Source organism: Burkholderia sp. AU27893, assembly GCF_002223205.1.
Lineage (GTDB): Bacteria > Pseudomonadota > Gammaproteobacteria > Burkholderiales > Burkholderiaceae > Burkholderia.
The window spans coordinates 2,249,462-2,274,741 of the sequence record NZ_NKFD01000004.1; the positions used below are offsets into that span (position 1 = coordinate 2,249,462).

Genomic DNA, 25,280 nt, shown 5'->3' on the forward strand with positions numbered 1-25,280 from the left:
ATCCGCATGCAAACGCAGCAGGCCGCCGCCGGCGGCCAACCCGACCTTCCCTACCGACGCGGCGGCACACCGTTCGCGACCCGGCTGGCCGACGCCTGCCCGCCGGACCACATCCTGCTCGACGTACCGGTCGAAAGCGCGATCCAGTTGTTCGACCTCGTCGCGCGCTATATCGAGCGCAGCAGCGGCGTATCCGCGGAACGGATCCGGACCGAACTGACGAAGCGCGAGCAACTCGGCTCGACCGGCCTCGGCCAGGGCGTCGCGATTCCGCATGCGCGTGTCGCCGGTCTCCGCTCGGCCATCGCGCTGTTCGTCCGCGCGCAGTATCCGTTCAGCTTCAACGCACCGGACCGCAAGCCCGTGCGCGAATTCATCGTGCTGGTCCTGCCGCAGGAAGACAACCGCGCACACCTCGAACTGCTCGCCGACGCGGCGCGCTGTTTCAGCGACCGCCCGTTCCGGCAGGCATCGCGCGACGCGCTGACGCCCGACGAGATTCACCAGCTGATGCAACGCACGTATTGATGCCTCATTGATGCCTCATTGATGCCGCACCGCGCGGCAACACGCACTCCCTTCATCCATTCGGATTCCCATGTTCCCAGACCCTGAAAGTCCCACCCTGACGTCGCGCCGCGTAGCCGGCCTGGCGCGCTCGCTGCCGTTCATGCAGGCCCTGCACGGGCAGACCGTCGTCATCGTCGATGGCGGCGCCGCGAGCGATACACGCGCCCGCCAGGCGTTCGCGCAGGATGTCGCGCTGCTCGCCCTCACCGGCGTTCGCCCGATCGTCGTCCAGGGCGTGCCGGCCGCGGCCGGCACGCAATCGATCCACGCCGTTCACGCGGCGATGGCGGGCGTCAATCATGAACTGGTGCGCCTGATCGGCAGTCACGGCGCCAAGGCGATCGGCATCGACGGCCACGACGGCGGCCTGCTGGTGGCGAGCGCCGATGCCGACCGCACCGACGCGAGCGCGGTCGCACGATTCGACGGCACCGCACTGAACGCGTTTCTCGAGAACGGGCTGGTGCCCGTCGTGATGCCGGTCGCCCCGGACGACGCAGGCCACGATCACCTGCTGCGCGCGGAACGGCTCGGCAGCCTCTTCGCGCAGCGCACGGGCGCCGTCACGCTGGTGATGATGGTCGACGGCGCGCTGCTGCGCGAACTCGACGAACTCGCGGGGCTGTACGGCATCACGGAGCTCGAGCACTGGCTCGCCGAGCACCCGGCGGCCACGGCGGCGCCCTGCGTGCGGGACGCGCTCGATGCGCTTGCGCACGGCGTACAGAATGTCCATCTCGCCGATATCGGGCAACCCGAATCGCTGATCGACGAACTGTTGACGGAAGAAGGATCGGGGGTCGTGTTCTGCCGGCGCGGCAACACCGACCTGCTGTCGGAAACCCGCCGCTACTTCGCGGATTCGGCCAGCGTGCTGCGCGACGGCTTCAACGTCGAGCAGAAGCAGGTCGTGCGGTTCTGACTTTCTTGTGGCGATAAAACGCTTGCGGCGACCCACCCGGGCCGCCGCAAGCGAATGGCGTCAGCGCCGCGCGGCAAGCCGCCGCACGACGCTCACCAGCGCATCGACTTCATCGCACGTGTTGTAGAACGCGAGCGACGGCCGCACCGTGGCCTCGAGCCCGAAGCGCCGCAGGATCGGCTGCGCGCAGTGATGCCCCGAGCGCACCGCGATGCCCTCTTCGTTCAGCGCCTGCCCGACTTCCTCGGTCTCATAGCCCTTCAGCACGAACGACAGCACGCTCGCCTTGTCGCGGGCCGTGCCGATGAGCCGCACGCCGGGCACCGGCGCGAGCACGCTCGTTGCATACGCAAGCAGGTCGTGCTCGTAGCGCGCGATGTTCTCGATGCCGACCCGGTTCACGTAGTCGAGCGCGGCGCCCAGCCCCACCGCATCCGCGATGTTGCCGGTGCCGGCCTCGAACCGGTTCGGCGGCGGCTGGAACACCGTGCGCTCGAACGTCACGTCCGCGATCATGTTGCCGCCACCCTGCCACGGCGGCATGTCGTCGAGGATCGCGCGCTTGCCGTACACGACGCCGATCCCGGTCGGCCCGTAGATCTTGTGCCCGGAGAACACGAAGAAATCCGCATCGAGCGCCTGCACGTCAACACGCATGTGCGAGATCGACTGCGCGCCGTCGACGAGCGCCTTCGCGCCCGCACGATGCGCGAGCTCGACGATTTCCTTCACCGGCACGACCGTGCCGAGCGCGTTCGACACCTGCGTGACGGACACGATCTTCGTGCGGTCGTTGAGCAGCTTCCGGTATTCGTCGAGCAGCACCTGCCCCGAATCGTCGACCGGAATCACACGCAGCTTCGCGCCCTTGAGCGCGGCAAGCTGCTGCCACGGCACGATGTTCGCGTGGTGCTCGAGATTCGACACGATGATCTCGTCGCCTTCGCCGACGTTCTGCACGCCCCACGACTTCGCGATCAGGTTGATCGCCTCGGTCGTGCCGCGCACGAACACGATCTCGTCGGGCGACGAGGCGCCGATGAAGCGCTGCACCGTTTCCCGCGCATGCTCGTACGCGTCCGTCGCACGGCCGGCCAACGCATGGGCCGCGCGGTGGATATTCGAGTTCTCGTGCGCATAGAAGTACGCGAGACGGTCGATCACGGCCTGCGGCTTGTGCGTCGTCGCTGCGTTGTCGAACCACACGAGCTGCTTGCCGTTCACGCGCTCCTGCAGGATCGGGAAATCACGGCGGATCGCGTTCACGTCGAACGGCGGATGCGCGCCGCGATACAGCTGGCCTTGCGGCTCGGCTGCGTGCGCATCGTCGATGAAGTAACGCGGCACGTCGGCGCCCGATGCACGCGACACCGGCACGTCGCGATGCACGGCGAGCAGTGCGCGCAGCGCGTCGTCGCCCGGCAACCCGAACGCTTCCGGCGAAGCAAGACCGTTCGACGGCACGACGATGTCCTGCGGCGTCGCCTGCCAGCCCTGCAGCGAACCGTCGGTGAAGTAGTACGGCGAGGCCTTCGCCGCGCCTTCCGATACCGGCGCATTCACTTGCGGCACGCCGAGCGCCGCGCCGCCGACGCGCGGTTCGAGCGCGGGCGCGATCGACACGACGTTGTCGGGCAGCCCGTTCTGCGCGGCCGCATGCGGCGCGAGCGCGGGTGCGCGGTTGCCGAGCGACAGCACGTGCGTCGGGGCGGACGGCGCGAGATTCGCACCGGGCACCTTCCCTTGCGGGAGCGCGAGACCCGGCACGCCGGTGCCCGCACCGCCCGGCCCCGCGAGCGGCGAGCCGCCCGGTACCGGGTTGCTCACCGATGCCAGGATCGGCGCGGCGGCCGGCAGGGCGGACGGCACGCCGCCCACCGCACCGCTGCCCGCCGACAGCCCAGGCGCGGTAGCCTGCCCGGGCGGCGTCGCGAAGAACTCGGACGCGAGCCGCGCGAGCGTCGCCGGATCGGGCAAGCCGGCCGGCAGCGGCGCGTGCGGCAGCGCGTGCGCGTCGCCGCCGGCCAGGCCGGGATTAACGGTAGGTGTCGGGATAGTCATGGAACTTGGCGATTTCGACGTCATCGAGGACAGCCAGCGCATCCGGCGAATGGACCGCGAGCGAGCAATACAGCGAGATCAGGTACGACGCGATCGCCTGGTTGTTGATCCCCATGAAGCGCACCGACAGGCCCGGACCCTGCTCGCCCGCGACGCCCGGCTGATACAGGCCGACCACACCCTGGCGCTTGTCGCCGACGCGCAGCAGCAGGATCTTGGTCTTGCCGTCCGCGACCGGCACCTTGTCCGACGGAATCAGCGGAATGCCGCGCCACGTGAGGAACTGCGAACCGAACAGGCTGACCGTCGGCGGCGGCACACCGCGCCGCGTGCATTCGCGGCCGAATGCGGCGATCGCGAGCGGGTGCGTGAGGAAGAACGCGGGTTCCTTCCACACCTTGGTCAGCAGCTCGTCGAGATCGTCTGGCGTCGGCGCGCCCGTCAGCGGGAAGATCCGCTGCTCGTCGGTCACGTTGGCGAGCAGTCCGTAGTCGGGGTTGTTGATCAGCTGGCTTTCCTGCAGCTCCTTGATCGTCTCGATCGTCAGGCGCAGCTGTTCCTTGATCTGGTCGTGAGGACTGCTGTAAAGATCGGAGATCCGCGTATGCACGTCGAGCACCGTGCTCACCGCGTTCAGGAAATACTCGCGCGGCTGTTCCTCGTACGGCACGAAGGTCTGCGGCAGCACGCTTTCGTCCTCGAGCTGCGTGCACGCGGCGCGCACGGCTTCCGGGTTCTTCACCTGGTTCAGCCGATAGATGCCGGCCTCGACCGGCACCCATTGCAGCAGGTGGGTCAGCCAGCGCGGCGTGATCGTGGAAAGCTGGGGGACGGTCTTGGTAGCGTTCGCTAGTTGGCGGGCGGCGTGATCGCTCAGCGCAGCCGTGCCGCTTGCAACGGTCGACATGTGTGGCTCCGGGTTCTTTAGATGAAAAACGGGATTGCTTATGACGCTCGGTGATTATCGGAAGCACGCACCTGCCGGCTCAACATGCTATAGCCGTCAGGTCGCGTGCAACCGAAAGGGAAATGAAACGAGGCAGCCTCAGGTGACGTACGCGCCCGGCAGCAGGGTCGAGATCGACACGTCGAACGCGCGCGCGATCTTGTCGGCGGTGACGATCGATGCGATCGCCTCGCCGCGCTCGATCTCGCCGACATACGAGCGGTTCAGCCCCGCATGCTCGGCCAGTTGCTCCTGCGACCATGTGCGTGCTTCACGCAGCTTGCGCACGGTGGCGCCGAAGTGATGGATGAGGTCGCTCATTGCGCCTCCTAGGCGACGCGCGCCGCCGCGCGCGGCGCGGCGTTCGCTTCGCTGCGCAGCACGGCCTGCGTGACGTTTTCGCCGGGCGACACGTCCTGCGTGAGCCACACGTTGCCGCCGATCACCGCGCCGCGTCCGATCGTCACGCGGCCGAGGATCGTTGCGCCCGCATAGATCACCACGTCGTCCTCGACGATCGGATGGCGGGCGTGCCCCTTCTCCAGATGGCCATCCGCATCGCGCGGAAAGCGCTTCGCGCCGAGCGTGACGGCCTGGTACACGCGCACCCGCTCGCCGATGATCGCCGTCTCTCCGATCACGACACCCGTGCCGTGGTCGATGAAGAAGCCCGCGCCGATGCGCGCACCTGGATGAATGTCGATGCCCGTTTCCGCATGCGCCTGCTCGGCGATGATCCGCGCGAGCAGCGGCAGGCCGAGCCCGTACAGCTCGTGCGCGAGCCGGTGATGGATCATCGCGAGGATGCCCGGGTAGCACAGCAGCACCTCGTCGACGCTGCCGGCCGCCGGATCGCCATGGAACGCGGCCAGCACGTCGCTGTCGAGCAGCCGGCGAATCTCGGGCAAGCGCGCGGCGAAGGCCTGCACGGCCGTCGACGCCACTTCATCGACGTTGTCGACCGGCCCGTCGGCATTGCGCTGCCGCGCCGCGTAGCGCAATTCCAGCTTCACCTGCGCGAGCAGCGCATTCAGCGCGGCGTCGAGCGCGTGGGCCACGTGGAAGTTCTCGCTCTCCTGGCGCAGGTCGGGCGGCCCGAGCCGCATCGGGAACAGCACGCCTTTCAGCGCGCCGATGATCTGCGCGAGCGCCTCGCGCGCCGGCAGGTCGCGCCCGCCCGGTTCGAGCGAGCGCCGCTGCTTCTCGCGCCATGCGCGGCGCACGGTCTGCAGCGATTGAACGATGTCGTCGATGTCGAATGCGGCCATGCTGCTTTCTCCCCGTAACGGCCGTGAATCAGTCCTGCGCCCACGGCAGGCCGCGGAAACGCCAGCCATTGCTGCCGCCGCGCTGCTGCCGCTCGTCGAGGTCGCCCTCGAACCCTTCGAGCACGTTGAATACCTGCGTAAAGCCGCCCTTCGTCGCCGCCTCGGCCGCCTGCGCCGAACGGTTGCCGCTGCGGCACAGCAACAGCACGACGGCCTCCTTGCCGGTCTTCGCTTCCAGTTCGCGCACGAAGCGCGGGTTGCGTGTCAGGCTCGTGCCCGTCGCCCACGGCACGTGCAGCGATTCCGGCACGTGGCCGACGAATTTCCGTTCCTCGGCAGTGCGTACGTCCACCAGCAATGCATCGCCGGCGGAGAACAACGCCCACGCCACTTCCGGCGCGACGCCGCCCGCATAGGGCGTGCCGGCCGCCGTAGCCGCTTCGCGCGCGTCTTCGAGCGCCTGTTGCGCAGCAGTTCGTTCTTCCAATGCAACCGTCATGACACTTCCTTGTTTTCGTTGATTCGTATGATCAAAGACACCGGGAATGCGGCCGTTGCAGCTTGCGTGCTGTCTATAGCCGTCAGCGCCACTATGCGATTGCGGCCGGGCAAGCTGAACCAATAAAAATTCATTTCCTAATCAGCGCCACGGGGAATGCAATAGCAGACGTGCGCTATCGGGGCGGGTTCATCGGCGAGCAGGACGGGAAGAAGGGTGACCGTTCGATGTCACGCATCGAAGGAATTTGAAAGGGTTCGAGAAAGACGATCAACGCGGCGTGCGGCGCGTTGCAACGGAATCCGAAATGGCATGCATGCAAGGGCGCGCATGCGTGGACGACTCGGGAAACCAGGCGGGTTGCCGGAATGCATCGGCACGATGCCGGATGGGCATCGCCGATGCACTCGCGCTTCAACGCCTCACACCACCGGATCGACCGGCGCGACCGGCACGCCGCGCGCTTCGATATCGCGCCCCGCGAGCAGGCACAGATCCTCGCGATGATGCGCCGCAACCACCTGCACGCCGACCGGCACGCCATTCACGAGCGCCGTCGTCACGGCCAGCCCGGGCAGCCCCATCGCCGGCAGCGCGCGCAACGTAAGCTGTGCCTCCCATACGCGATCGAACCCGTGCTGCCCCTGGCGGTCGAGATCGTCCGGGAACGGCAGTTCCGACGACACCGGCAGCAGCACCACCGCATACGCGTCGAGAAACAGCCGCCACTGCCGCGTCAGCGTCGTGCGCCGGACGAGCGCGCGGCTGATCACGTCGGCCGGCAGGTCGCGCACCTTGCCGCGCACCGCCTCGACCACGGCAGCCGCACCCGGATCGCCGTCGTTCGCGACCGCGCTCGTCAATGCGTCGAAGCCGTCACCGAGCCAGAGCTGCTCCTGCAACAGTGCCGCCTCGCGCATCGGCGGCGTGTCGTCGATCTCGTCGACGGTCCAGCCGGCATCGACCAACCGCCGCGCGGCATCGCGCAATGCGGCCTCGACCTCGGGCACGACCTGCAACCCACCCGGCCGCACGCACAGCGCCGCGCGCTTCGGCACCTCGCGCCCGTCGAACGGCACCGCCACGTGCCACGGATCGCGCGGGTCCGGTGCGGCGAACGCACGCAACGCGAGCGAGAGATCGTCGATCGTGCGTGCAATCGGCCCCGCCGTCGACATCAGCTGCGCGCCGATCGCACGCTCGGGCGACGACGCATTGAACGCCGGCACGCGACCGAGCGACGGACGAATGCCATGCACGCCACACGCGTAGGCCGGATAACGCACCGAACCGCCGATGTCGGTGCCGACGGCAAGCGGACCGATCCCGGCGGCCACGGCTGCCGCCGCGCCGCCGCTCGATCCGCCCGGCGTCAGCGACGGGTTGCGCGGATTGCGCGTGTGGCCATGCACGAGATTCGACGTGAACCAGCGCAACGCGAACGTCGGCGAATTGGTGCGGCCGAGCAGGATCCCGCCGGCCTTTCTGATGTTGCCGACCACCGGGCTGTCGGCGCGCGCGATCAGGTTCTCCTGCAGGCGCGTGCCGTTGGTCGTCGCGAATTCCGCCTGATCGACGTTGATCTTCACGGTGACGGGCACGCCCGCGAGCGGCCCCGGATCGTCGCCGCGCGCAATCGCGCGATCGACTTCGTCGGCTTGCCGCCGGACATCGTCGGGCCGATGTTCGACCACCGCGTTGATCGCCGGATTCACCGCCTCGAGACGATCGAGCACCGCATCCGCTACTTCTCGCGCGGACACGTCACGATGCCGCACGCGCTTCGCGAGTTCGGTTGCGGGCAGTTGCCAGAGTTCCGTCATGACTTCTCCTGGTGGAAGGACATCACACTCGCTCATGGCGCCGCGCTTCCCCACGAAAGCGCGGTGCCGCGTTCACTCACTGCGTATCCTGCTTCGCGCGTTCGGCGGCCGCGATGATCGCGTCGGCCACGGCCTTTGGCTGGCTCAGCATCGACACATGGCTGCCGTTCACGCGCGTGACCGCAGCACCGATCCGCTTCGCCATCGCTTCCTGCAGCGTCGGGTCGATCATCTTGTCCTGCGTCGCGACGACGAACGTCGACGGCTTCGCATGCCACGCGGCCTGCGTAACCTTCTCCGAGATGCAACCGCTATACCACGGCCCCTGGGTCGCCGCAACGAGGCGCTGCTGCGCGGGCGGCAGGTCCGGCGCGAAATCCTGTGCGATCGCCTTGTCCGACAGCGTCGCGAACCCGCCCGCGTCCTTGCGCAGCTCACCGGCCCACGCGGGCGCCGGCAGCCCCTGCGTGACGTCGGCGATCGACTGGCCGTTGTCGGGCGCGAACGCGGCGACGTACACGAGCGACTTCACCTTGTCGTCGTTGCCCGCCTCGCTGATCACGACGCCGGCCCACGAATGGCCGACCAGCACGACCGGCCCCTGCTGCGCGTCCACCGTGCGCTTCGTCGCGGCTGCATCGTCGGCGAGCGAGCTCAGCGGATTCTGCACCGACACCACGTGCAGCCCGCGCGCCTCGAGCAGCGGAATCACGCGGTTCCAGCTCGACCCGTCGGCGAACGCGCCGTGCACGAGCACGACGTTCGTGCCCTTCAGATCTTCCTTCGGCGCGGCCTGTGCCGCCACCGCCCCGAACAGTCCGCCGATCACCGCGGCGGATACCAGAACGCGTTTCATCAAACCGGCCATCGTCATGCTCCTTGCTCTGTTGTGTCTTTCACATGTGGTGCTGCTGGGGTGGCCGCGCCCGCCTGCGGCAAGCGCGGCAGACCATCACGAATGCGCGTACAGGTCGTCGGCAGCGTTCCGTGCGGAGCGCGACTGGGCCGCGTCGCGATGGCTGGCCGGCGTCGACGCATCGGCCACGTTGTCGCCTTGCGACTTCGACGGGCCGTTCTGGTCGGAACGCGCGACTTGCTGCGCGGCGACGGCGCTCTCCGCGGCCTCGATATCGTTCGGATAGTTCGCTTCGCTGCTTGCCGGGCGGTAGCCGGCCTTCTCCAGGCGGACGAGATCGGCGCGCACGTCGGCACGCGTGAGGCCGTGGCCGGTATCGGCAAACGACAGGGCGGGGATGGCGGCGAGGACGGCAACGGCGAGGATTCGAGCGGCTTTCATGAGGGTTCTCCTTGAGAGAGGTAGGTCAGTCGATCATTCGGCATCCGATCCAGTTCGGCTGGCATCGAACGTTTCCTGCATGTCGACAGTAGAACCCGCGCACGTATCTGCGATGTTTCCGAAACGGGTGCTTTCTGCATGCCAGTTTTTCAGGAGCCGCCGCAGATACAGTGCGATACAAACCGGGCTGTCGCATCGTTCGCTGTCCTCCAAGCCCGCCCACCATGAAAAAAGGCGCGCCACGCATGGCACGCCTTTCCGTCGAACCCGTCACACCACGCGCGTCACGGCGCAAGCCGCGTGAACACGTAGTCGTGGTTCTTCACGCGCGCCTGGTGGCACGCAAAGCACGTCTGATGCTGGCCGATATCGGCCGGTACGCCGTTGATGAAGCGCCCGAAGCCCCAGCCGCCCGTCGACGCATAGCGGCGCGAGTCCTTCACCATCACCTGCACGGTCGTCGCCTGGCCCGGCACCGTGGCACTCGGGAGCTCGTCGGACTGCTTGCGCTTGTACGCGAGCTTCACGAGGATCGTGCCGTCCGGGAACGGCAGCGTCGCCTGCTCGAGTGCGCGGATCGCGACGGGGTTGCCGAGCACCACACGGAGTTCATCGAGCGGTGCGGCTTCCTCGGCCGGCGCGACCATTTCCCACTTCCGGTAGCCGGGCGGGATCGTCACGCCATAGATCGGCGAAGCGGCGGCGGCCGGCTTCGGCTGCTCCGCGAATGCGGCCGGACCGCTGGCCGACCACGCGCCGGCCAGCAGCACGCCCGCGACGACCGTGCGTCGCATGCCGCGACGCATTGCACTCACGCGCGCCCGCATCACAGGTGCTCCACTTGCAGGATCGCATCCGCGAACGCCTGCGGCGCTTCCTGCGGCAGGTTGTGGCCGATGCCACCGGTGATCGTGCGGTGCTGATACTTGCCGGTGAACTTCTTCGCGTACGCGGCCGGCGCCGGATGCGGCGCGCCGTTCGCGTCGCCTTCCATCGTGATCGTCGGCACGGTGATCGCCGGCCCCGCCGCGAGGCGGCGCTCGATGTCGTCGTACTGCGCTTCGCCCTTCGCGAGCCCGAGGCGCCAGCGATAATTGTGGATCACGACGGCGACGTGGTCGGGATTCTGGAACGACGCGGCCGTGCGCGCATAGGTTTCGTCGGAGAACTGCCATTTCGGCGACGCGAGCTGCCAGATCAGCTTGTTGAACGCATCGCGGTTCTGCGTGTAACCGAGTTCGCCGCGCTCAGTCGAGAAATAGAACTGATACCACCACTGGAACTCGGCCTGCGGCGGCAGCGGCGTAGCGTTCGCCGCCTGGCTGCCGATCAGGTAGCCGCTCACCGATACCAGCGCCTTCACGCGCTGCGGCCACAGTGCCGCAATGATGTCGGCCGTACGCGCACCCCAGTCGTAGCCGCCGAACACCGCGCGGTCGATCTTGAGTGCATCCATCAGCGCGACGATGTCGACGGCCGTCACGGCCTGCTGGCCGTTGCGCACCGTGTCGGCCGAACGGAACGTCGTCGACCCGTAGCCGCGCAGGTACGGCACGATCACGCGATAGCCGGCCGCGACGAGCAGCGGCGCGACTTCCGCATAGCTATGGATGTCGTACGGCCAGCCGTGCAGCAGGAACACGACGGGGCCGTTCTTCGGCCCGAGGTCCGCATACCCGACGTTGAGCACACCCGCGTCGATCTGGTGAATCGTGCCCAGCGACGCGACGCCGGCCGTGCGCTTGGCGGGCGCGGCATCGGGCGCCGACTGCGCATGCGCGAGGGCGCTGAAGCCGAGGTCGGCGAGGCTCAGGCTTGCGAGCGTCGTACCGAGGATCAGGCGGCGGCGGGTGTTCACGGTTTCAGGCATGACTCGTTCTCCAGTGTCGATCGGTAAGGAAGGGACCCGCGGCGCGCAGGGGCGCTCGGGAATCCGCGTTCGCGGCGGCGGCGCTGGCACTGCGCTGCCGTGTGATTCGCTTCACCGGATTTATATCCGATCCATCCTCACGCTTTGTATCCCAACGTATCTGTGCGTGAACACGACACACGGCGATTCAAAAATCGTGCTGGAGAGGCGTGTTTACAGGGGAATCGGCCCGCATCCCCCCTTCAACCGCGCGGATGCGAAAAGCCCCTCACACCTTCCGATCCGGCAGGATATGCGCACGAATCGACCGTCCCCGCCACGACAGGTGATCGATCCGTGCGCGCAGCGTGTAGAGCGCCACCGACGACAGCGTACTGAACCTGAGCAGCGCGATCGGGTCGCCGATCCCGGCCGGCACGCGCTCGATCGAATCGAACAGCGGGAATCCATACCGGGTCAGGAACGCGCCGACCTCGTCGTCGCGTGCGTGTTCTTCGACATTGATCAGCAGCAGTTCGGCCATGACGGCTCCTTTCTCGATTCGACCGCCGTCACCGGATCAGCCGGCGCGTATGGTGCGCGATCATCAGTTCTTCGTTGGTCGGGATCACCCACGCCGACACGCGGCTCGACGCCGTCGTGAGCAGCGGCCCGCCGGCATGGTTCGCGTCGACGTCGATCTCGACGCCGAGCCAGGCCGCACGGCGCATCACCCGTTCGCGAATCGCCGCCGCGTGCTCGCCGATCCCGGCCGTGAAGACGATCGCGTCGATGCCTTCCATGGCGGCGGCGAGCGACCCGAGTTCGCGCGCGATGCGGGTGATGTACAGGTCGATCGCGAAGCGCGCATGCGGATCGTCGCTCGCGAGCAGCGTGCGCATGTCGCTCGAGATGCCGGACACCCCGAGCAGCCCGGAGCGCCGATAGATCAGATCCTCGACGGCGCGCACGTCCATCCCGAGTTCGTCCATCAGGAAGAGCACGACGCCCGGGTCCAGGTTGCCGCAGCGCGTGCCCATCGGCAGCCCGTCGACGGCGGTGAACCCCATCGTGCTCGCGACGCTCTTGCCCGCCACGAGCGCGCACATGCTTGCGCCGTTGCCGAGGTGGGCGACGACCGTGCGCCCGCGCGCGGCCTGTGGCGCGACGTCGGGCAGCACGCTCGCGATGTACTCGTACGAGAGCCCGTGGAAGCCGTAGCGGCGCACGCCCCGGCGGGTGATCGACTCGGGCAGCGCGAACGCCTGGTTGACCGCAGGCTGCGTGCGGTGAAATGCCGTATCGAAGCAGGCCACCTGCTCGATGCCGGGCTGCACCGTTTCGAGGATGCGAATCGGCGTGAGGTTGTGCGGTTGATGCAACGGTGCGAGCGGCGTGAGCTTCTCCAGCTCGGCCACGATCTCGGGCGTGACGCGCACCGGGCCGCTGAAGCGTTGCCCGCCATGCACGACGCGATGGCCCACCGCCGCGAGACGATGCCCTTCCTGGTGAGCCTCCAGGAACGCGGCGATCTGCTCGAGCCCTTCGTGATGGCCGAACGCCTCGCCGCTGGCCCATCGCTGCTCGTGATGTTCCCCATGATGGTCGACCGCGCTGAAGTGCGCGGTGGCCGTGTAAAGCCCATCGACCTGGCCGTGCACGATCAGCCCGAGCGTGTCGCCCTGCACGTCGAACGCGGAAAACTTGATGCTCGACGAGCCGGCATTCAACACCAGAATCACGTCTGCCATGGCATCACCCCGCGTGCGTGGCCGCTTCACGCTGCCCGTTCGCGACGAGCATCGCGACCGCGCATGAAGCCAGCCGGGTGATCAACGAATCGGCACGACTCGTCAGGATGACCGGCACGCGCGCACCGAGCACGATCCCGGCGGCGTCCGCGCCGGCCAGGAACGACAGGCTCTTGGCGAGCATGTTGCCTGCTTCGAGGTTGGGCACCATCAGCACGTTCGCGTGCCCGGCCACCGGCGAATCGATCTGCTTGATGCGCGCGGCCTCGGGATCGATCGCGTTGTCGAGCGCGAGCGGGCCGTCGACGAGCGCGCCGGTAATCTGCCGCCGGTCCACCATCTTGCACAGCGCGGCGGCTTCGAGCGTCGACGGCACTTTCGGGTTGACCGTCTCCATCGCCGACAGGATCGCCACGCGCACCTGCGGAAGGTCCAGCGCATGCGCAAGATCGATCGCGTTCTGCAGGATGTCGACCTTGTCCTCGAGCGTCGGCGCGATATTGATCGCCGCGTCGGTCACGATCAGCGGATCGGCATGCGCGGGCACGTCCATCACGAAGCAATGGCTGATGCGCCGGCCGGTGCGCAATCCGGCATCGTGACGCACCACTTCGGCCATGAGCTCGTCGGTATGCAGGCTGCCCTTCATCAGCGCGGCCGCCCGCCCGTCGCGAACGAGCCGCACCGCCGCCGCTGCCGACGCCTCGCTGTACGGCGCATCGACGATCTCGTGATCGATGATCGACAGCCCGCACGCCGCGGCGGTCGCTTCGATCCGGGCCCGCGGGCCGACCAGGATCGGCTCGATCAGCCCCTTGCGCGCCGCCTCCAGCGCCCCCTCGAGCGAGCTTCGATCGCACGGGTGCGCGACGGCCGTCGGCATCGGCGCGAGCATCCTGCAGTGTTCGATGAGGCGGAGATATTTCTCGTGTCTGTTTTCCATCGTGGTTCCTGGCTGTCCGTCACTGCACACGGTCGAGGGCCGCTACCGGCCCCTTGGCCGGCCGCTGCGCGGGCGGCGCACCCAGCACCGCGCGGATGCGTTGCAGCGCTGCCCACTGTTGCTCGCTCACCGACGCGCTCTGCACGCGCGGATCGCCCAGCAGCTTGTCCAGCAACGTCAGCAGCCGCTGGCGGTCCTCCGGGCGGGCCAGCAGCGCCGGCAGCGTGGCAACGGCCTGCTGCGGCGCGTAGGTCGCGATGATTTCCTGCTCGCCATAGATGCGCCGCCATTGGTCGGGCGGCAGGTCCGGCAGATACTCGACGTAGGTTTCAGCAAGTTCACGCTCGGTCGCCAGTTGCGCCAGCGGAAACGGCTCGCCGCTGCGTTCGAGCAGAAACGCTGCGCGCGCAACCGCTTCCGTGTAGCCGCCCCGATCGATCGACGCGAGCGCGTCCTTCACGAACGGCAGGTCGCGAGGATCCGTCGCGACCGGCGACGCGGCATGATGGTCGCGATACTGTTCCGCGAAATGAAGCATGAAAGGCTGCGTGTACAGCGTGAAGAACAGCGACTCGGTGCTCGCATCGCGCATCGCGCGAAAAAAATCGAGCGATGCGCTGATGATGTCCGAGCCACGGCGTTCGAGCTTGCGCCACGGTTCGATATCGTCGGCCGGCTGGCGATGCGCGTTGACCGTGTCGGCAGCCGGCTTCAGCCAGCCAAGCCACGGGTTCAGATCCGAAAACGCCCAGCGCTGAACGCGCAGCGGATGAAAATCCCGCAGCAGGCGCGCCGTGGTTTCGTTCGAGGCCTGCTGCACGAACGGCTGCAGGAACAGTTCATACGCGCGCTGCGTGAATTCGGACAGCTCGGCGACCGCCTCGAACGCATGTTCGTCCTTGCGCCCGAAGCGGTTGAAGTGTTGCGCGATCTCTTCGAGACGATGCTCGGCGAACGTGACCTCGTAAGCGACCTTGCCGTCGGCGCCGTTCACTTCCTCGATCGACATCGCGTAGAGGCCGGGCGGCAGCGTTTCGACGGCATCCAGCACGCTGACGATCTGCGCGTGCTCCTTCTTCGCGACCTTGCCCGACACGAAGATACCCAGATGCCCGACATCCTCCTCCATCAAGCCGATGATCACCTGCCCGCGCGACTTGATTTCCTCCGTGCTGCCGTAGATGTCCGCGACCCAGTTGAACGCCTGCTGCGGCGGCGTGATGTTGTCGCCCATCGACGCAAACAGGATGATCGGCGAGCGGATCTCGCGCAGGTCGAACGCCTTGCCCGCCCCGTCCCGCACCTCGCCGGACCAGAGCTTGTTGCCGATGAACAGGTTGCGCGTGATCCATTCGATCTCCTCGCGGTTCATCAGGTAGTAGCCGCCCCACCAGCGCTCGAACTCGAGGAAGCGCGGCGGCTCGGTGTCGATGTGGTCGTACACGTGGTAATACTTGTCCCACCACGTGTTCGCCGGGTTCAGGTTCTCGAAGTTCTGGACGAGATGCGCGCCGTCGAACTTGCCGTTGCCGAGGTCCGACGCGAACGACGCGAGCCAGGTGCCGCCGAGCAGGCCGCCGGCATAGCGCATCGGATTGTCGCCGGGCCCGTCGCTCCACGCGCCGCTCCAGTACGACATCGGGGCGCCGTTGATGACGATCGGGCCCGTATCGTCCGCCGACGAGCTTGCGAGCATCATCGCGGCCCAGCCGCCCTGGCAGTTGCCGACGATGGCCGGCTTGAGGCTGTCCGGATGCAGCTCCCGCACTTTGCGGACGAACGCCTGTTCCGCCGCACACACGTCGAGCAGCGTCTGGCCGGGCTCGGGTTCCTGGAAGAACACGACGAAGTAAACCGGATGCCCCGCGCGCAACGCCACGCCGACCTGCGAATCGTCCTTGAAGCCGCCGATACCGGGGCCGTGACCCGCGCGCGGATCGATGATCAGGTAGGGCCGCTTGGCGGCGTCGACGATCACGCCGTCCGGCGCCTGGATGTGAACGAGTGCGTAATTGACGGGCCGCTCGAACTGCCGGCCGTCGAGCACCACGTCGTAGTCGAAATGCAGCACCGGCTTGAGCCCCTGGGCTGCGCGCTCGACGTATTGCGTGCCGCGCTCGCGCAGCGTGTCCCAGAACAGCAACGCGCGCTGGACGGTGTCGACCGCGTAATGCCATGCGCTCAACGGCGAGAGCGCGGTGGCGAAGGGCGCGGCGCCCGGGTCGTGGCCGGGGCTGTCGCTGCCGTCGAATGCTTCGCTCAACCGCTTCCCGTACTGCTCCAGCGCGTGCTGCGTGCGCTTTTGCAGCACGTGGACAATCTCCGCGGCGATCTCATGACTGCGCGCCAGTTGCGTGGCAGCATCCATAACACTGTTCTCCAGAGGGGCAAGGTGAATCCCGACGCATTCCGGGAGCGGCCGTCTCGCGTCAGCCGAGCACGTGCATCCCCGCGTCGACGTAGTGAACGCCGCCGGTCATCGCGCGTGCGGCATCGCTGGCAAGAAAGGTGCACAGCGCGCCGACGTCGTCGGTGTCGAACGGCCGGCGCAATGGCGCACGTCGTGCGGTGTCGTCGAGCAGGTGATCGAAGTTCGGCAGCCCGGAGGCCGCCCGCGTGGGCAACGCACCGGGCGACACCGCATGCACGCGGATGCCTGCCGGCCCCAGCTCGACGGCCAGATAGCGAACGCTGGCCTCCAGCGCCGCCTTGACCGGCCCCATCACGCCGTACTCGGCGATGACCTGGTCAGCGCCGATATAGGTCATCGCCAGGAGGCTGCCACCGGACCTCATCAACGGCTCGGCAAGCTTCGCCATCCTGATGAACGAGTGGCATGAGGTATCCATCGCGAGGGCGAACCCTTCCGGCGAACTGTCGACGACCCGCCCGTGCAGGTCGGCCTTCGGTGCATAGGCGACGGCATGCAGCAGAAAATCGAGGCGGCCCCACTGCTCGCCGATCGTGTCGAACACGTCGCGCATCTGGTCGGCCCGGCTGACATCGAGCGGCATCGCGATCGCCGGCTTCAGCTGTTCCAGCAGCGGCTCGACGTACGGCAACGCGCGCTCGGATTGCCAAGTCACGGCCAGCTCGGCCCCCGCTGCGTGAAAGGCGTGCGCACATCCCCAGGCGATGCTCTGTTCGTTCGCCAGGCCGACGACGATGCCCCTTTTGCCTTCAAGCGGCCGCATGCCATTGCCGGGCGCGCGCGATTCGCGCACGTCATTATTCGTCATCGCGAAACCTCGGATCGTATTTTTTCATCGGGCGAAACTGCGAATGGGCCGAATTGCCTTGGTGCCGCGAATCATTGTATTGAGGGTTTCAAACTACCCGATCATTCACGCGATATATTTTTGATTTTTATCAAAATCGCTTTCAAATCAGATAATTACGATGGAATGTTTCGATCCGGAAGGATGGATTTTCATCGTTATGTCATTCAATCGTGTGCGATGACGCAAATCGGCAGTCGGACCCAGGCTTTGCGCCAAGCCTGGCAGCGCGCGCAGCGGCAGGCGCAACACGGTCTTGATGCCCACCAGCGCCTGGATCGGCGCGGTGCTCGACAGGCGCGGACGCCCGCGCGTTGGCTCGGCCTCCGGCATGCCCGCCAGGGCGGCTTCATCGATCCACTTCGTGACGTTCCGTCGGTTGATCAGAGCAGCGTTGCAGGTCGAGCCGTTCCCGACACGGTAGCGCGCCTTCGTGTAATTGCATGTAATTGATTCAGCGTTGTGGCGGCCCTAATGTTCATCCCAGGCAGAAGCCCATCATTAAACCTTGCCAATCAAGCGCCGACGATTTTTCGTCGATTATATGCAGATACATCGAGGGTCTTGAGCAAGGATGATTTGCACGTGAGGCTGCTGTCGGGAAAGTAGCGTTCATTTATCGACTCATTCAATTACCGCTCAGAGGGAAAAATGGCAAAAATCTTTTACTCGGCCGACAACAGCTGGCTCATCGGCGTCACCGATCGCGTCAAAGGCAACCGGCTGGTGCTCCTTCCCACCAGTACGGACAACCTGTATACCGAGTGGGACTTCCAACCGGATGGCGCAATCACGCTGCACAGCGACCCCACGCTCGCCATCGACTGCGGAACGGTATCCGCCGAGCAGTACCTTACCCTGAACACCTACAAGAAAAACAACGCGTCGGCCTCTCAGCAATGGCAATTCGACCCGCAGTCGGACGACCCGCAATCGGGCTACATCGAAAACGTGAGCAATTCGCAACTGGTCTTCGACCTCCAATGGAGAAACGTCGCGAAGGGCACGTACATCTGGACGTACGCGGCCAACGCGTCGGATGCGGAGATCTGGAGCCCGGTTCCGGTCCCGCAGGATTCGTTCAAGAAGTGACCTGAGCCACGCGTCGGTGGTGCGCCGATTGAGTTGTTCGGCGCACCCTCGTCACTGCAGGTGGGCACCACACATCGAATCGCAGGCAGCCGAGGTTGCCATCCGCGTGGGCGTGCTGAACCGCAAAACAGAAACAAACGCAGGCCGCATGACCGCGCCGGCCCGCGTTCGCCATCCGGTCCCCGCTTACACGCGCCGCAACGGCCGGAATCCGGCACGCACTTCACGCGCAAACAGTTCCGGCTCCTCCCATGCCGCGAAATGCCCGCCCTTGTCGACTTCGTTGAAGTAGATCAGGTTGTGATAACTGCGCTCGGCCCAGCTGCGCGGCGCCTGGTAGATCTCGCCCGGAAACACCGTGATCGCGGCCGGCAGCGAGATGTCCACCGCGTTGAAGTTGTTCGAGTGATCCTCCCAGTAGATCTGCGCGGCGGACGTCGCTGTGTTCGTCAGCCAGTACAACGAAATGTCGTCGAGAATCTCGTCGCGCGGAATCGAGCGTTCGGGCACGCCGCCGCTGTACGTCCACTGCGAGATCTTGTCGACCATCCACGCCGCCTGCCCCGCAGGCGAATCGGCGAGCGCATAGCCGACCGTCTGCGGGCGCGTGACCATCATCGCCGAGTAGCCGCAGTTGTCGCGATAGAACGTCGCGAGCTTCTCGTACGCGGCCTTCTCCTTCGGCGACAGCGAAGCCGGCGCGGGCGCATCGGTCGCGAGCAGCGTCGCGATATCCGGCGGCACCGTCGCCGGCATGTTCACGTGAATCCCGGCGAGGCCCTGCACGCGCTGCATCGCCATCCGGTGCGAGATCACCGAGCCGCAATCGCCGCCCTGCGACACGAAGCGCGTATAGCCCAGCCGCGCCATCAGCTCGCCCCATGCGCGCGCGATGTGGTCGGAACCCCAGCCGGTCTGCGTCGGACGGCCCGAGAAGCCGAAGCCCGGCAACGACGGCACGACGACGTGAAACGCATCGTCCGCGCTCGCGCCGTGCGCGGTCGGATCGGTCAGCGGGCCGATCGCCTTCAGCAACTCGAAGATCGAGCCCGGCCAGCCGTGCGTCATGATCATCGGCATCGCGTTTTCGTGCCGCGAGCGCACGTGAATGAAATGAATGTCGAGCCCGTCGATTTCCGTGATGAACATCGGGAAGCCGTTCAGGCGCGCCTCGCCCTTGCGCCAGTCGTAGTCGGTGCCCCAGTAACGCAGCAACGCCTGCATGCGCGCGAGGCGCACGCCTTGCGATTCGTCGGCGACGGTCTCGCGGCCCGGCCAGCGCGTCGCGGCAATGCGGCGACGCAGGTCGGCCACGGCGTCATCGGGAATGTGTGCGGTGAACGGGCGTATGCCGGTCGCGCCGGTCGCCGCATGCAGCGCGGTGGGCAGCATCGCCGAGACCCCGGCGGCCACGGAGGTGGCCAGCAGGTGGCGACGCATCGGGGAAAACGGTGTGGAAGACATCGTTCGGCATCTCCTTTCGTGAAGTGGAAAGTGAACATGCCGCGCGCGGGAAGCGCGCCTTCGCTTTCAATCCGGCGCGCCCGCGTCACGCGGCGTCGCCCATTTGAAAGGTCTGATGTATCCCGTATTTGTCTGATTTGTACGCGTTTGTAGCGGCTGGGCGGCGAGCGGGCCGGCCTCTGCAGCCGCCCGCCCGCCGCTCAAAGCGCCTTGACGATCGCGCCGTCGACGCGAATGTTCTGGCCGGTGATGTAGCCCGCGCCGTCCGACAGCAGGAACGCGACCGTCTTCGCGATCTCGCCGGTCTTGCCGAAGCGGCCGGCCGGAATGCGCGCGACGATCTCCGGCGTTTCCGGCCAGCTGTCGATGAAGCCCGGCAGCACCGCGTTCATCCGGATGTTCTCGGCCGCATAGCGTTCCGCGTAAAGCCGCGTCCACGCGCTCAGCGCCGCGCGCAGCGCCGACGAAACCGGCATCGGCTGCTCGGGCGCATCCGCCGCGAAACTCGAGATGTTGACCACCGCGCCGCCGCCCTGCTCCTGGAAGATCGGCGTCACGCGGCGCATCACGCGCACCACGTTCAGCAGGATCAGGTCGAGCCCCGCGTGCCAGTTGTCGTCGGTGATCGCCAGCAGATCGCCCTTCGGCGGGTGCCCGGTGTTGTTCACGACCGCATCGATGCGACCGTAGCGCGCCACCGTTTCCTGCACGAGCCGGTCGATGTCGGCTTCTTCCGTCACCGAGCCCTGGATGCCGAACCCGCCCAGTTCCTCGCCGAGCGCCACCGCGCTGCCCGACGGCGACATCAGCGCGACGCGATAGCCCGTCGCCGCCAGCTCACGCGCGATCGCCGCGCCCATGCCCTTGCCTGCCGCCGTGATCAACGCTACTTTTTCTACAGTCACGATGTACTCCTCGTTCGAATCCTGCCGCCGCGCAGCCGCCGTTCGGCCCGCCATGGTGGTAATGTAGGCGCATCCATCACGACTGTCGAACCAGTATTTCTGCCTCCAGCCGATAGTTTTTCTACAGCCTGACGATGCCGCCTCGCCCCTCCCGCCTGCCGCCGCTGAATGCGCTTCGTGCATTCGAAGTGTCCGCGCGGCACCTCAATTTCCGCGCCGCCGCCGACGAGATCGGCGTCACGCAGGGTGCCGTCGCGCAGCAGGTGCGCCACCTCGAGGACGTGCTCGGCCTGAAGCTGTTCGAGCGCCTGCCGCGCGGCCTCGCGCTGACGCACGACGGCGCCGCGTATTTCTCCGACGTGCAGCGCGCGCTGCATGCGATCGCCGACGCGACCGACAAGCTCGTGAAGCGGCGCGCCGCGCTGACGATCAGCACGACGCCGTCGTTCGCGTCGAAATGGCTGATCCCGCGGCTCGCGCAGTTCACCGATGCGCATCCCGACTACGACGTGCGCGTGATCGCCGACCCGCAGATCGCGACGTTCCGCCACGACGGCGTGGATCTCGCGATCCGCTACGGCAAGCCGCCGTTCGGCAAGCATCTCGCCACGCATGCGCTGTTCCCGCTCGACGTGTGTGCCGTATGCAGCCCCGCGCTGCTGGCCGCGCCCGCGTCGCCGCGCGCGCTCGCGGGCCACGTGCTGCTGCACGACGCGCACGACCTGTGGCCCGAGTTCCTCGCCGCGATGCCCGAGCCCGTCGACATCGATCCGCACAAGGGATTGCGCTTCAACCAGACGTCGCTTGCGATCGATGCGGCCGTCGCCGGCCAGGGCATCGCGCTCGCCACCGATCCGCTGGTCGAGCGCGACATCGCCGCGGGCCGGCTGTGCAAGCCGTTCGATTTCGCGTTTCCGCTGTCGGTGGGGTTCTATCTCGTGTATCCGGCCGAGCGGCGCGACGACGATGCGATCGTCGTGATGCGCGAATGGATGGCCATGCAGGCCGTGTCGGACGGGCGCCCTTGAGCGGGCGTCGGCCGCGTCAGGGCGCGACCCAGCGGCCCTCGTAGCCGCTTTCATGCAGGTCGAACACCGCGCGGCGATGGCCGGCGCGCGCGAGTTCGAGCCAGTCGATACGCGTCACGGTCACGTGAAGCAGGCAGAAATTGTCGTAGCCGTCATCGGTCGATGCGGCATCCTGGCTCGCCGGGACATGCGCGTCTTCCGGCGACGCGACCGGCGTACCCGGCGGCAACGGTGCGCGATACAGCAGCAGCGTATGCGGACGGCTCGCTTGCCAGATCGCCCGCCGTTGCGCTTCGTCGTCGCAGATCGATGCCGCACCTTCCACGCGAATCTGCACGAGCGCATCGAGATCGCTGGCGACGAGCGCGATGCGCGGATCGCGGCGCAGTTCCGCGACCTTCTCCGAACGCGCATCGGTATGAAACGACAGCATGCGATCGGCGCGGCTCACCTGACGCAACACGATCGTGCGCACCTTCGGCGCCCCGTCGATGCCGAGCGTCGCGGCCTGCAGCATCGTGAACGGCGAGCGTTGCGCGCTCACGCCGGATTCGAGGCACGACCACAGGCGTTCGTAGGTTTGCGCGAGTGATTCGGAAGTGGCGTCAGGCATGACGAAGCTGCGATCCGGCGGGTGGCGATCGCGCCAGCTTAACCGTTTTGCTGCGGCGACGGCACGCGTGTGGCGCGCCGGCCGCCGCCGGGCGGTTCAGTTGTAGCCGAGTACGACCGGTGCCGCGTCGCCGAGGTCGGCCGCCGGCTCCGCGCCGAAGCGGCCGAGCACGTCGGCCACATACTGCGGCCCGGCGCTGATCTGCGACGACCGGTGTGCGACCGGCCGGTTATCGCCCGCGCCCGGCGCGATGCTCATCGATACGGTGTCGTTGACGGTGATGTTCACGTTGATGTCTCCTCACGCGGCCAGCGCCGCACCATACGCGCGCACGAGGCGCGCCACGCCTTCCCGGATCGCGTCGACGTCCGGCGCGGCGAACGACAGGCGCAGCGACGCCGCGTCGACGTTGTCCGCGAAGAACGCCTTGCCCGGCACGAACACGACCTTGTTTGCGATCGCCTGTTGCAGCAGCACGTCCGACGACACCGCGCCGATCCGCGCCCACACGAACATCCCGCCTTCGGGACGATGGAATTCGATCGCATCGCCCAGGCCGTCGCGCAACGCGTCGCACATCGCGTCGCATTTGCGCTGGTACGCGGCCGTGATGCGCGGCAGATGGCGTTCGAGCGCACCGTCGGCCAGATACTCGGCGGCGGCCGCCTGGGTCCACGGCGTGCTGCACAGATCGACCGTCTGCTTCGCGATCACGCAGCGCCGCGCGATCTCGGCCGGCGCGATCGTCCAGCCCACGCGCAGCCCGGGCGCGACGATCTTCGACAGGCTCGCGAAATGCACGATCCAGTCGCGCGCGCCGTCCACTTCGTCGGCGAGTGCCAGCATCGACGGCACGGCTTCGCCGGCGAAACGCAGGTCGCCGTACGGATCGTCCTCGATAATCAGAAAACCGTATTGCACCGCGAGGCGCAGCAGCTTCAGCCGGCGCTCGCGCGTGAGCGTCGCGCCCGTCGGGTTCGCGAAGGTCGGGACCGTGTAGAGCAGTTTCGGCTGCGCGATCGCGCCGGACGCGAGCTGTTCGCCGAGACGATCGACGTCGAGGCCCGCACCGTCGACCGGAATCGTCACGATGCGCGCCTGCTGCAGACGCATCGCCTGCAGCGTCGCCGGGTAAGCCGGCTGCTCGGTCAGCACGACGTCGCCGGGCGACACCATCACGCGCAGCAGCAGGTCGAGGCCTTGCTGCGAACCGGTCGTGACGAGCAGCTCGGCCGCCGTGCACGTCACGCCGCGCCGCCCCATCAGCGCGATCAATTGCTGCTTCAGTTCGGCGAGGCCGTCGGTCGGGCCGTATTGCAGGCAGCGCACGGGCTGCGCGTACGCGCGCTCGGCGGCCGCGTTCAGGCCGTCGACGTCGAACAGGTCGCTGGCCGGGTAGCCGCCCGCGAAGGAAATCATGCCCGGTTCGGACAGGTACTTGAACAGTTCGCGGATCGGCGAGCCGGCGGGATTCTGGAATGAGGGAGTGAACGCGTACATGTCGTCGTGGGCTGGATGGCGCGGACGGCCGGGATAGCCGCCCGATACCGGCCACCGCGGCGCTTCTGGCGCCACGGCGGTGAAATCGAGCCACGATTGTCGATAGTCATTAAGGCCACGGCAAACGATATCTATGCACTAGGTCTTGCGGTTTGGTCATTACATGGCGGTGGGGCGGGTGTTTGGGGGCGCGGGGTTCGGCTGGTTTGTCGAACGGGTGTTTGATTCGGGGGATTGTTTCGTCGGATGGGGTCACGATGATCACTACTGCTTCCCTGGCTTGGGCGATTTAGCGCGAATCGTAAATCGTGGGTGGCGCCGCTTCAACGCGACGACCACCGCTTCGCGCGGCTGAAACTCGACTCCCTTCTCCTTGCCCCGCCGCTGAGACTTGAATCGATGCACCCAGTCCGACCGACGTCTCTCCGCATCAAAGATTTCTGCTCCGGAGCCACGCACGGAGAACCTCGATGTGCTGTGCCTTGCATTCCAGCGGCAACCAGTGTCCGGCCGGCATCGTTGCCACGGTCAGGTCTGCGCACGCCGCACGCATGGGATCGCCCTGGCGATTTCCGGTGATGCTGCAAATCTGATCGAATTCGCCGTTGACGAACAGCACCGGCTGCGAGAGACGGCCGCCATCCGGCGCGTGGCGCGCGTAAGCGATGTTGGCCTCGTCGTTCAGGTACCACGCACAGGCGGGACGGAAGCCATGCGTATCGAACGACGCTACCAGCGCTTCAAAGTCCGCCGGCGGCCACAGAGCCGGATCAGGGCGAGTCGGCGGCGCACGATGCGCGGCACCGAAACGCCCTCCATTGCGGGTGACGACGGCATTCGGCGACACCTTGCCGATACCATCGGGGTTCCCCGATCGAAAAATTGACGCCAGCGATGCCGTCCGGTCCGCATCCAGGTCCGCGACCGCCGCTTCGAAATGCGTCATGTAGTAACGGTAGTAATCCCACTGACCATCGGGATACGCGTCGGCGGGATAAATCGCCCGGTCGACCAGTGGAACGACCGTGCTCAGCGCGTGCCCATCGGGTTGATAGGCCAGCGAAGTCAGCACCACACCACGGCTACGCTCGGGTTCATGCGCGGACAATTCTGCGGCCACGACACTTCCCCAGTCGTGCCCGACCCAGATCGCAGGCGCGCCGCCGAGGTGGTCGTGCAGCTCGTTCATGTCCGTCACGACGGCCTCGATGGTGTAGGCGTCGGTGGCTTCGGGCGCAAAGGAACCACCGTAGCCGCGCAAGTCCGGCGCAACGCAGCGCCAGCCGTCAGCGGCGAAGGCTTCCATTTGGGCGCGCCACATCAAACTGACGCTCGGCCAGCCGTGCAGAAAGAACATCAGCGGTCCCTCGGCCGGCCCACTCTCGAGATAGTGCGTCGACCGACCAGTCATGTTGAACGTGCGTGATACCAGCGGGTGTCGAGATGTTTCCGTCATGATTCAGGACTCCAG

The 25,280-nt window shown here is 67.0% G+C and carries 25 protein-coding genes and 1 pseudogene; 4 read left to right on the plus strand and 22 right to left on the minus strand.

Translation table 11 applies throughout. From position 1 onward, the window contains the following. Positions 1 to 6 precede the first annotated feature (6 nt). Complete coding sequence (locus tag CFB47_RS29930; RefSeq protein ID WP_089463170.1) at positions 7 to 528, plus strand: PTS sugar transporter subunit IIA; 522 nt, start codon at positions 7 to 9, stop codon at positions 526 to 528. 70 nt (positions 529 to 598) lie between these two features. Continuing rightward, entirely contained in the window at positions 599 to 1,492 is an 894-nt protein-coding gene (locus CFB47_RS29935; RefSeq protein WP_089463171.1) for an acetylglutamate kinase, read from the plus strand. 60 nt (positions 1,493 to 1,552) lie between these two features. Here CFB47_RS29935 and CFB47_RS29940 read toward each other — a convergent pair whose 3' ends face one another. From CFB47_RS29940 to CFB47_RS30015, 16 genes and pseudogenes are all read right to left on the minus strand, one after another. Beyond that, a complete protein-coding gene (locus CFB47_RS29940; RefSeq protein ID WP_089463172.1) occupies positions 1,553 to 3,553 on the minus strand; it encodes a family 2A encapsulin nanocompartment cargo protein cysteine desulfurase in 2,001 nt (666 codons plus the stop codon). Continuing rightward, positions 3,528 to 4,460 carry a family 2A encapsulin nanocompartment shell protein gene (locus tag CFB47_RS29945; RefSeq protein WP_006479760.1) on the minus strand — a complete coding sequence of 311 codons (933 nt, stop codon included), beginning with the start codon at positions 4,458 to 4,460 and terminating at the stop codon, positions 3,528 to 3,530. The genes CFB47_RS29940 and CFB47_RS29945 overlap by 26 nt, the downstream gene beginning before the upstream one ends. Before the next feature lie 138 nt (positions 4,461 to 4,598). After that, entirely contained in the window at positions 4,599 to 4,820 is a 222-nt protein-coding gene (locus CFB47_RS29950) for a helix-turn-helix domain-containing protein (protein ID WP_006484517.1), read from the minus strand. A gap of 8 nt (positions 4,821 to 4,828) precedes the next feature. Continuing rightward, complete coding sequence (gene epsC, locus CFB47_RS29955) at positions 4,829 to 5,767, minus strand: serine O-acetyltransferase EpsC (protein WP_089457594.1); 939 nt, start codon at positions 5,765 to 5,767, stop codon at positions 4,829 to 4,831. A 28-nt stretch (positions 5,768 to 5,795) separates the two neighbouring features. Beyond that, a complete protein-coding gene (locus tag CFB47_RS29960; RefSeq protein ID WP_089443279.1) occupies positions 5,796 to 6,266 on the minus strand; it encodes a rhodanese-like domain-containing protein in 471 nt (156 codons plus the stop codon). A gap of 422 nt (positions 6,267 to 6,688) precedes the next feature. Further along, the gene (locus CFB47_RS29965; protein WP_089463173.1) at positions 6,689 to 8,089 is read right to left on the minus strand and encodes an amidase family protein; all 1,401 of its coding nucleotides are present in this window, start codon (positions 8,087 to 8,089) and stop codon (positions 6,689 to 6,691) included. 76 nt (positions 8,090 to 8,165) lie between these two features. Beyond that, positions 8,166 to 8,957 carry an alpha/beta fold hydrolase gene (locus tag CFB47_RS29970; RefSeq protein ID WP_089463589.1) on the minus strand — a complete coding sequence of 264 codons (792 nt, stop codon included), beginning with the start codon at positions 8,955 to 8,957 and terminating at the stop codon, positions 8,166 to 8,168. An 84-nt stretch (positions 8,958 to 9,041) separates the two neighbouring features. Beyond that, the gene (locus CFB47_RS29975; protein ID WP_089463174.1) at positions 9,042 to 9,386 is read right to left on the minus strand and encodes a DUF4148 domain-containing protein; all 345 of its coding nucleotides are present in this window, start codon (positions 9,384 to 9,386) and stop codon (positions 9,042 to 9,044) included. Positions 9,387 to 9,670: 284 nt separating this feature from the next. Continuing rightward, positions 9,671 to 10,213 (minus strand): cytochrome P460 family protein, encoded by a 543-nt coding sequence (locus CFB47_RS29980; protein WP_089463175.1) that lies wholly within the window; start codon positions 10,211 to 10,213, stop codon positions 9,671 to 9,673. Continuing rightward, positions 10,213 to 11,256, minus strand: coding sequence for an alpha/beta fold hydrolase (locus CFB47_RS29985; RefSeq protein WP_089463176.1), 1,044 nt, complete (start codon positions 11,254 to 11,256; stop codon positions 10,213 to 10,215). The genes CFB47_RS29980 and CFB47_RS29985 overlap by 1 nt, the downstream gene beginning before the upstream one ends. Before the next feature lie 268 nt (positions 11,257 to 11,524). Further along, a complete protein-coding gene (locus CFB47_RS29990; protein ID WP_089443285.1) occupies positions 11,525 to 11,779 on the minus strand; it encodes a hypothetical protein in 255 nt (84 codons plus the stop codon). A 28-nt stretch (positions 11,780 to 11,807) separates the two neighbouring features. Beyond that, the gene (locus CFB47_RS29995; protein ID WP_089463177.1) at positions 11,808 to 12,986 is read right to left on the minus strand and encodes an acetate/propionate family kinase; all 1,179 of its coding nucleotides are present in this window, start codon (positions 12,984 to 12,986) and stop codon (positions 11,808 to 11,810) included. A gap of 4 nt (positions 12,987 to 12,990) precedes the next feature. Then, complete coding sequence (locus tag CFB47_RS30000; protein WP_089463178.1) at positions 12,991 to 13,929, minus strand: phosphate acetyltransferase; 939 nt, start codon at positions 13,927 to 13,929, stop codon at positions 12,991 to 12,993. A 19-nt stretch (positions 13,930 to 13,948) separates the two neighbouring features. After that, positions 13,949 to 16,297, minus strand: a complete 2,349-nt coding sequence (locus tag CFB47_RS30005; RefSeq protein WP_089463179.1) for a DUF3141 domain-containing protein — start codon at positions 16,295 to 16,297, stop codon at positions 13,949 to 13,951. A 61-nt stretch (positions 16,298 to 16,358) separates the two neighbouring features. Continuing rightward, on the minus strand, positions 16,359 to 17,168 hold the full coding sequence (gene fabI, locus CFB47_RS30010) for an enoyl-ACP reductase FabI (RefSeq protein WP_373453159.1): 810 nt from the start codon (positions 17,166 to 17,168) through the stop codon (positions 16,359 to 16,361). 243 nt (positions 17,169 to 17,411) lie between these two features. Beyond that, positions 17,412 to 17,657 (minus strand): annotated as a pseudogene (locus CFB47_RS30015) (transposase); the annotation flags it as partial. A 201-nt stretch (positions 17,658 to 17,858) separates the two neighbouring features. On the opposite strand from CFB47_RS30015, the gene CFB47_RS30020 reads away from it, so the two are divergent. Beyond that, positions 17,859 to 18,299, plus strand: coding sequence for an RICIN domain-containing protein (locus CFB47_RS30020; protein WP_089463180.1), 441 nt, complete (start codon positions 17,859 to 17,861; stop codon positions 18,297 to 18,299). A gap of 186 nt (positions 18,300 to 18,485) precedes the next feature. Here the strand turns inward: CFB47_RS30020 and CFB47_RS30025 are convergent, their stop codons facing one another. Continuing rightward, positions 18,486 to 19,763, minus strand: coding sequence for an epoxide hydrolase family protein (locus CFB47_RS30025; RefSeq protein WP_089463181.1), 1,278 nt, complete (start codon positions 19,761 to 19,763; stop codon positions 18,486 to 18,488). A gap of 200 nt (positions 19,764 to 19,963) precedes the next feature. Next, positions 19,964 to 20,668, minus strand: coding sequence for an SDR family oxidoreductase (locus tag CFB47_RS30030; RefSeq protein ID WP_089463591.1), 705 nt, complete (start codon positions 20,666 to 20,668; stop codon positions 19,964 to 19,966). A gap of 134 nt (positions 20,669 to 20,802) precedes the next feature. Between CFB47_RS30030 and gcvA the strand changes: the two genes are divergently transcribed. Further along, entirely contained in the window at positions 20,803 to 21,696 is an 894-nt protein-coding gene (gene gcvA, locus CFB47_RS30035; protein WP_089463182.1) for a transcriptional regulator GcvA, read from the plus strand. Positions 21,697 to 21,712: 16 nt separating this feature from the next. On the opposite strand, the gene CFB47_RS30040 is transcribed toward gcvA, so the two are convergent. The 4 genes from CFB47_RS30040 to CFB47_RS30055 form a co-directional block, all read right to left on the minus strand. After that, positions 21,713 to 22,309 carry a pyridoxamine 5'-phosphate oxidase family protein gene (locus tag CFB47_RS30040; protein WP_089463183.1) on the minus strand — a complete coding sequence of 199 codons (597 nt, stop codon included), beginning with the start codon at positions 22,307 to 22,309 and terminating at the stop codon, positions 21,713 to 21,715. A gap of 96 nt (positions 22,310 to 22,405) precedes the next feature. Next, on the minus strand, positions 22,406 to 22,597 hold the full coding sequence (locus CFB47_RS30045; protein ID WP_089443292.1) for a hypothetical protein: 192 nt from the start codon (positions 22,595 to 22,597) through the stop codon (positions 22,406 to 22,408). A 12-nt stretch (positions 22,598 to 22,609) separates the two neighbouring features. Continuing rightward, positions 22,610 to 23,809 carry a PLP-dependent aminotransferase family protein gene (locus tag CFB47_RS30050; RefSeq protein WP_089463184.1) on the minus strand — a complete coding sequence of 400 codons (1,200 nt, stop codon included), beginning with the start codon at positions 23,807 to 23,809 and terminating at the stop codon, positions 22,610 to 22,612. 430 nt (positions 23,810 to 24,239) lie between these two features. Beyond that, a complete protein-coding gene (locus CFB47_RS30055) occupies positions 24,240 to 25,265 on the minus strand; it encodes an alpha/beta fold hydrolase (RefSeq protein WP_089463185.1) in 1,026 nt (341 codons plus the stop codon). Between the last annotated feature and the right edge of the window lie 15 nt (positions 25,266 to 25,280).

Bases quoted from the DNA above. Each gene is read 5' to 3' on its own strand.
- CFB47_RS29930 (WP_089463170.1), top strand. From the start codon at position 7: ATGCAAACGCAGCAGGCCGCCGCCGGCGGCCAACCCGACCTTCCCTAC.
- CFB47_RS29935 (WP_089463171.1), top strand. From the start codon at position 599: ATGTTCCCAGACCCTGAAAGTCCCACCCTGACGTCGCGCCGCGTAGCC.
- CFB47_RS29940 (WP_089463172.1), bottom strand. From the start codon at position 3,553: ATGACTATCCCGACACCTACCGTTAATCCCGGCCTGGCCGGCGGCGAC.
- CFB47_RS29945 (WP_006479760.1), bottom strand. From the start codon at position 4,460: ATGTCGACCGTTGCAAGCGGCACGGCTGCGCTGAGCGATCACGCCGCC.
- CFB47_RS29950 (WP_006484517.1), bottom strand. From the start codon at position 4,820: ATGAGCGACCTCATCCATCACTTCGGCGCCACCGTGCGCAAGCTGCGT.
- epsC (WP_089457594.1), bottom strand. From the start codon at position 5,767: ATGGCCGCATTCGACATCGACGACATCGTTCAATCGCTGCAGACCGTG.
- CFB47_RS29960 (WP_089443279.1), bottom strand. From the start codon at position 6,266: ATGACGGTTGCATTGGAAGAACGAACTGCTGCGCAACAGGCGCTCGAA.
- CFB47_RS29965 (WP_089463173.1), bottom strand. From the start codon at position 8,089: ATGACGGAACTCTGGCAACTGCCCGCAACCGAACTCGCGAAGCGCGTG.
- CFB47_RS29970 (WP_089463589.1), bottom strand. From the start codon at position 8,957: ATGGCCGGTTTGATGAAACGCGTTCTGGTATCCGCCGCGGTGATCGGC.
- CFB47_RS29975 (WP_089463174.1), bottom strand. From the start codon at position 9,386: ATGAAAGCCGCTCGAATCCTCGCCGTTGCCGTCCTCGCCGCCATCCCC.
- CFB47_RS29980 (WP_089463175.1), bottom strand. From the start codon at position 10,213: ATGCGGGCGCGCGTGAGTGCAATGCGTCGCGGCATGCGACGCACGGTC.
- CFB47_RS29985 (WP_089463176.1), bottom strand. From the start codon at position 11,256: ATGCCTGAAACCGTGAACACCCGCCGCCGCCTGATCCTCGGTACGACG.
- CFB47_RS29990 (WP_089443285.1), bottom strand. From the start codon at position 11,779: ATGGCCGAACTGCTGCTGATCAATGTCGAAGAACACGCACGCGACGAC.
- CFB47_RS29995 (WP_089463177.1), bottom strand. From the start codon at position 12,986: ATGGCAGACGTGATTCTGGTGTTGAATGCCGGCTCGTCGAGCATCAAG.
- CFB47_RS30000 (WP_089463178.1), bottom strand. From the start codon at position 13,929: ATGGAAAACAGACACGAGAAATATCTCCGCCTCATCGAACACTGCAGG.
- CFB47_RS30005 (WP_089463179.1), bottom strand. From the start codon at position 16,297: ATGGATGCTGCCACGCAACTGGCGCGCAGTCATGAGATCGCCGCGGAG.
- fabI (WP_373453159.1), bottom strand. From the start codon at position 17,168: ATGACGAATAATGACGTGCGCGAATCGCGCGCGCCCGGCAATGGCATG.
- CFB47_RS30020 (WP_089463180.1), top strand. From the start codon at position 17,859: ATGGCAAAAATCTTTTACTCGGCCGACAACAGCTGGCTCATCGGCGTC.
- CFB47_RS30025 (WP_089463181.1), bottom strand. From the start codon at position 19,763: ATGTCTTCCACACCGTTTTCCCCGATGCGTCGCCACCTGCTGGCCACC.
- gcvA (WP_089463182.1), top strand. From the start codon at position 20,803: ATGCCGCCTCGCCCCTCCCGCCTGCCGCCGCTGAATGCGCTTCGTGCA.
- CFB47_RS30040 (WP_089463183.1), bottom strand. From the start codon at position 22,309: ATGCCTGACGCCACTTCCGAATCACTCGCGCAAACCTACGAACGCCTG.
- CFB47_RS30050 (WP_089463184.1), bottom strand. From the start codon at position 23,809: ATGTACGCGTTCACTCCCTCATTCCAGAATCCCGCCGGCTCGCCGATC.
- CFB47_RS30055 (WP_089463185.1), bottom strand. From the start codon at position 25,265: ATGACGGAAACATCTCGACACCCGCTGGTATCACGCACGTTCAACATG.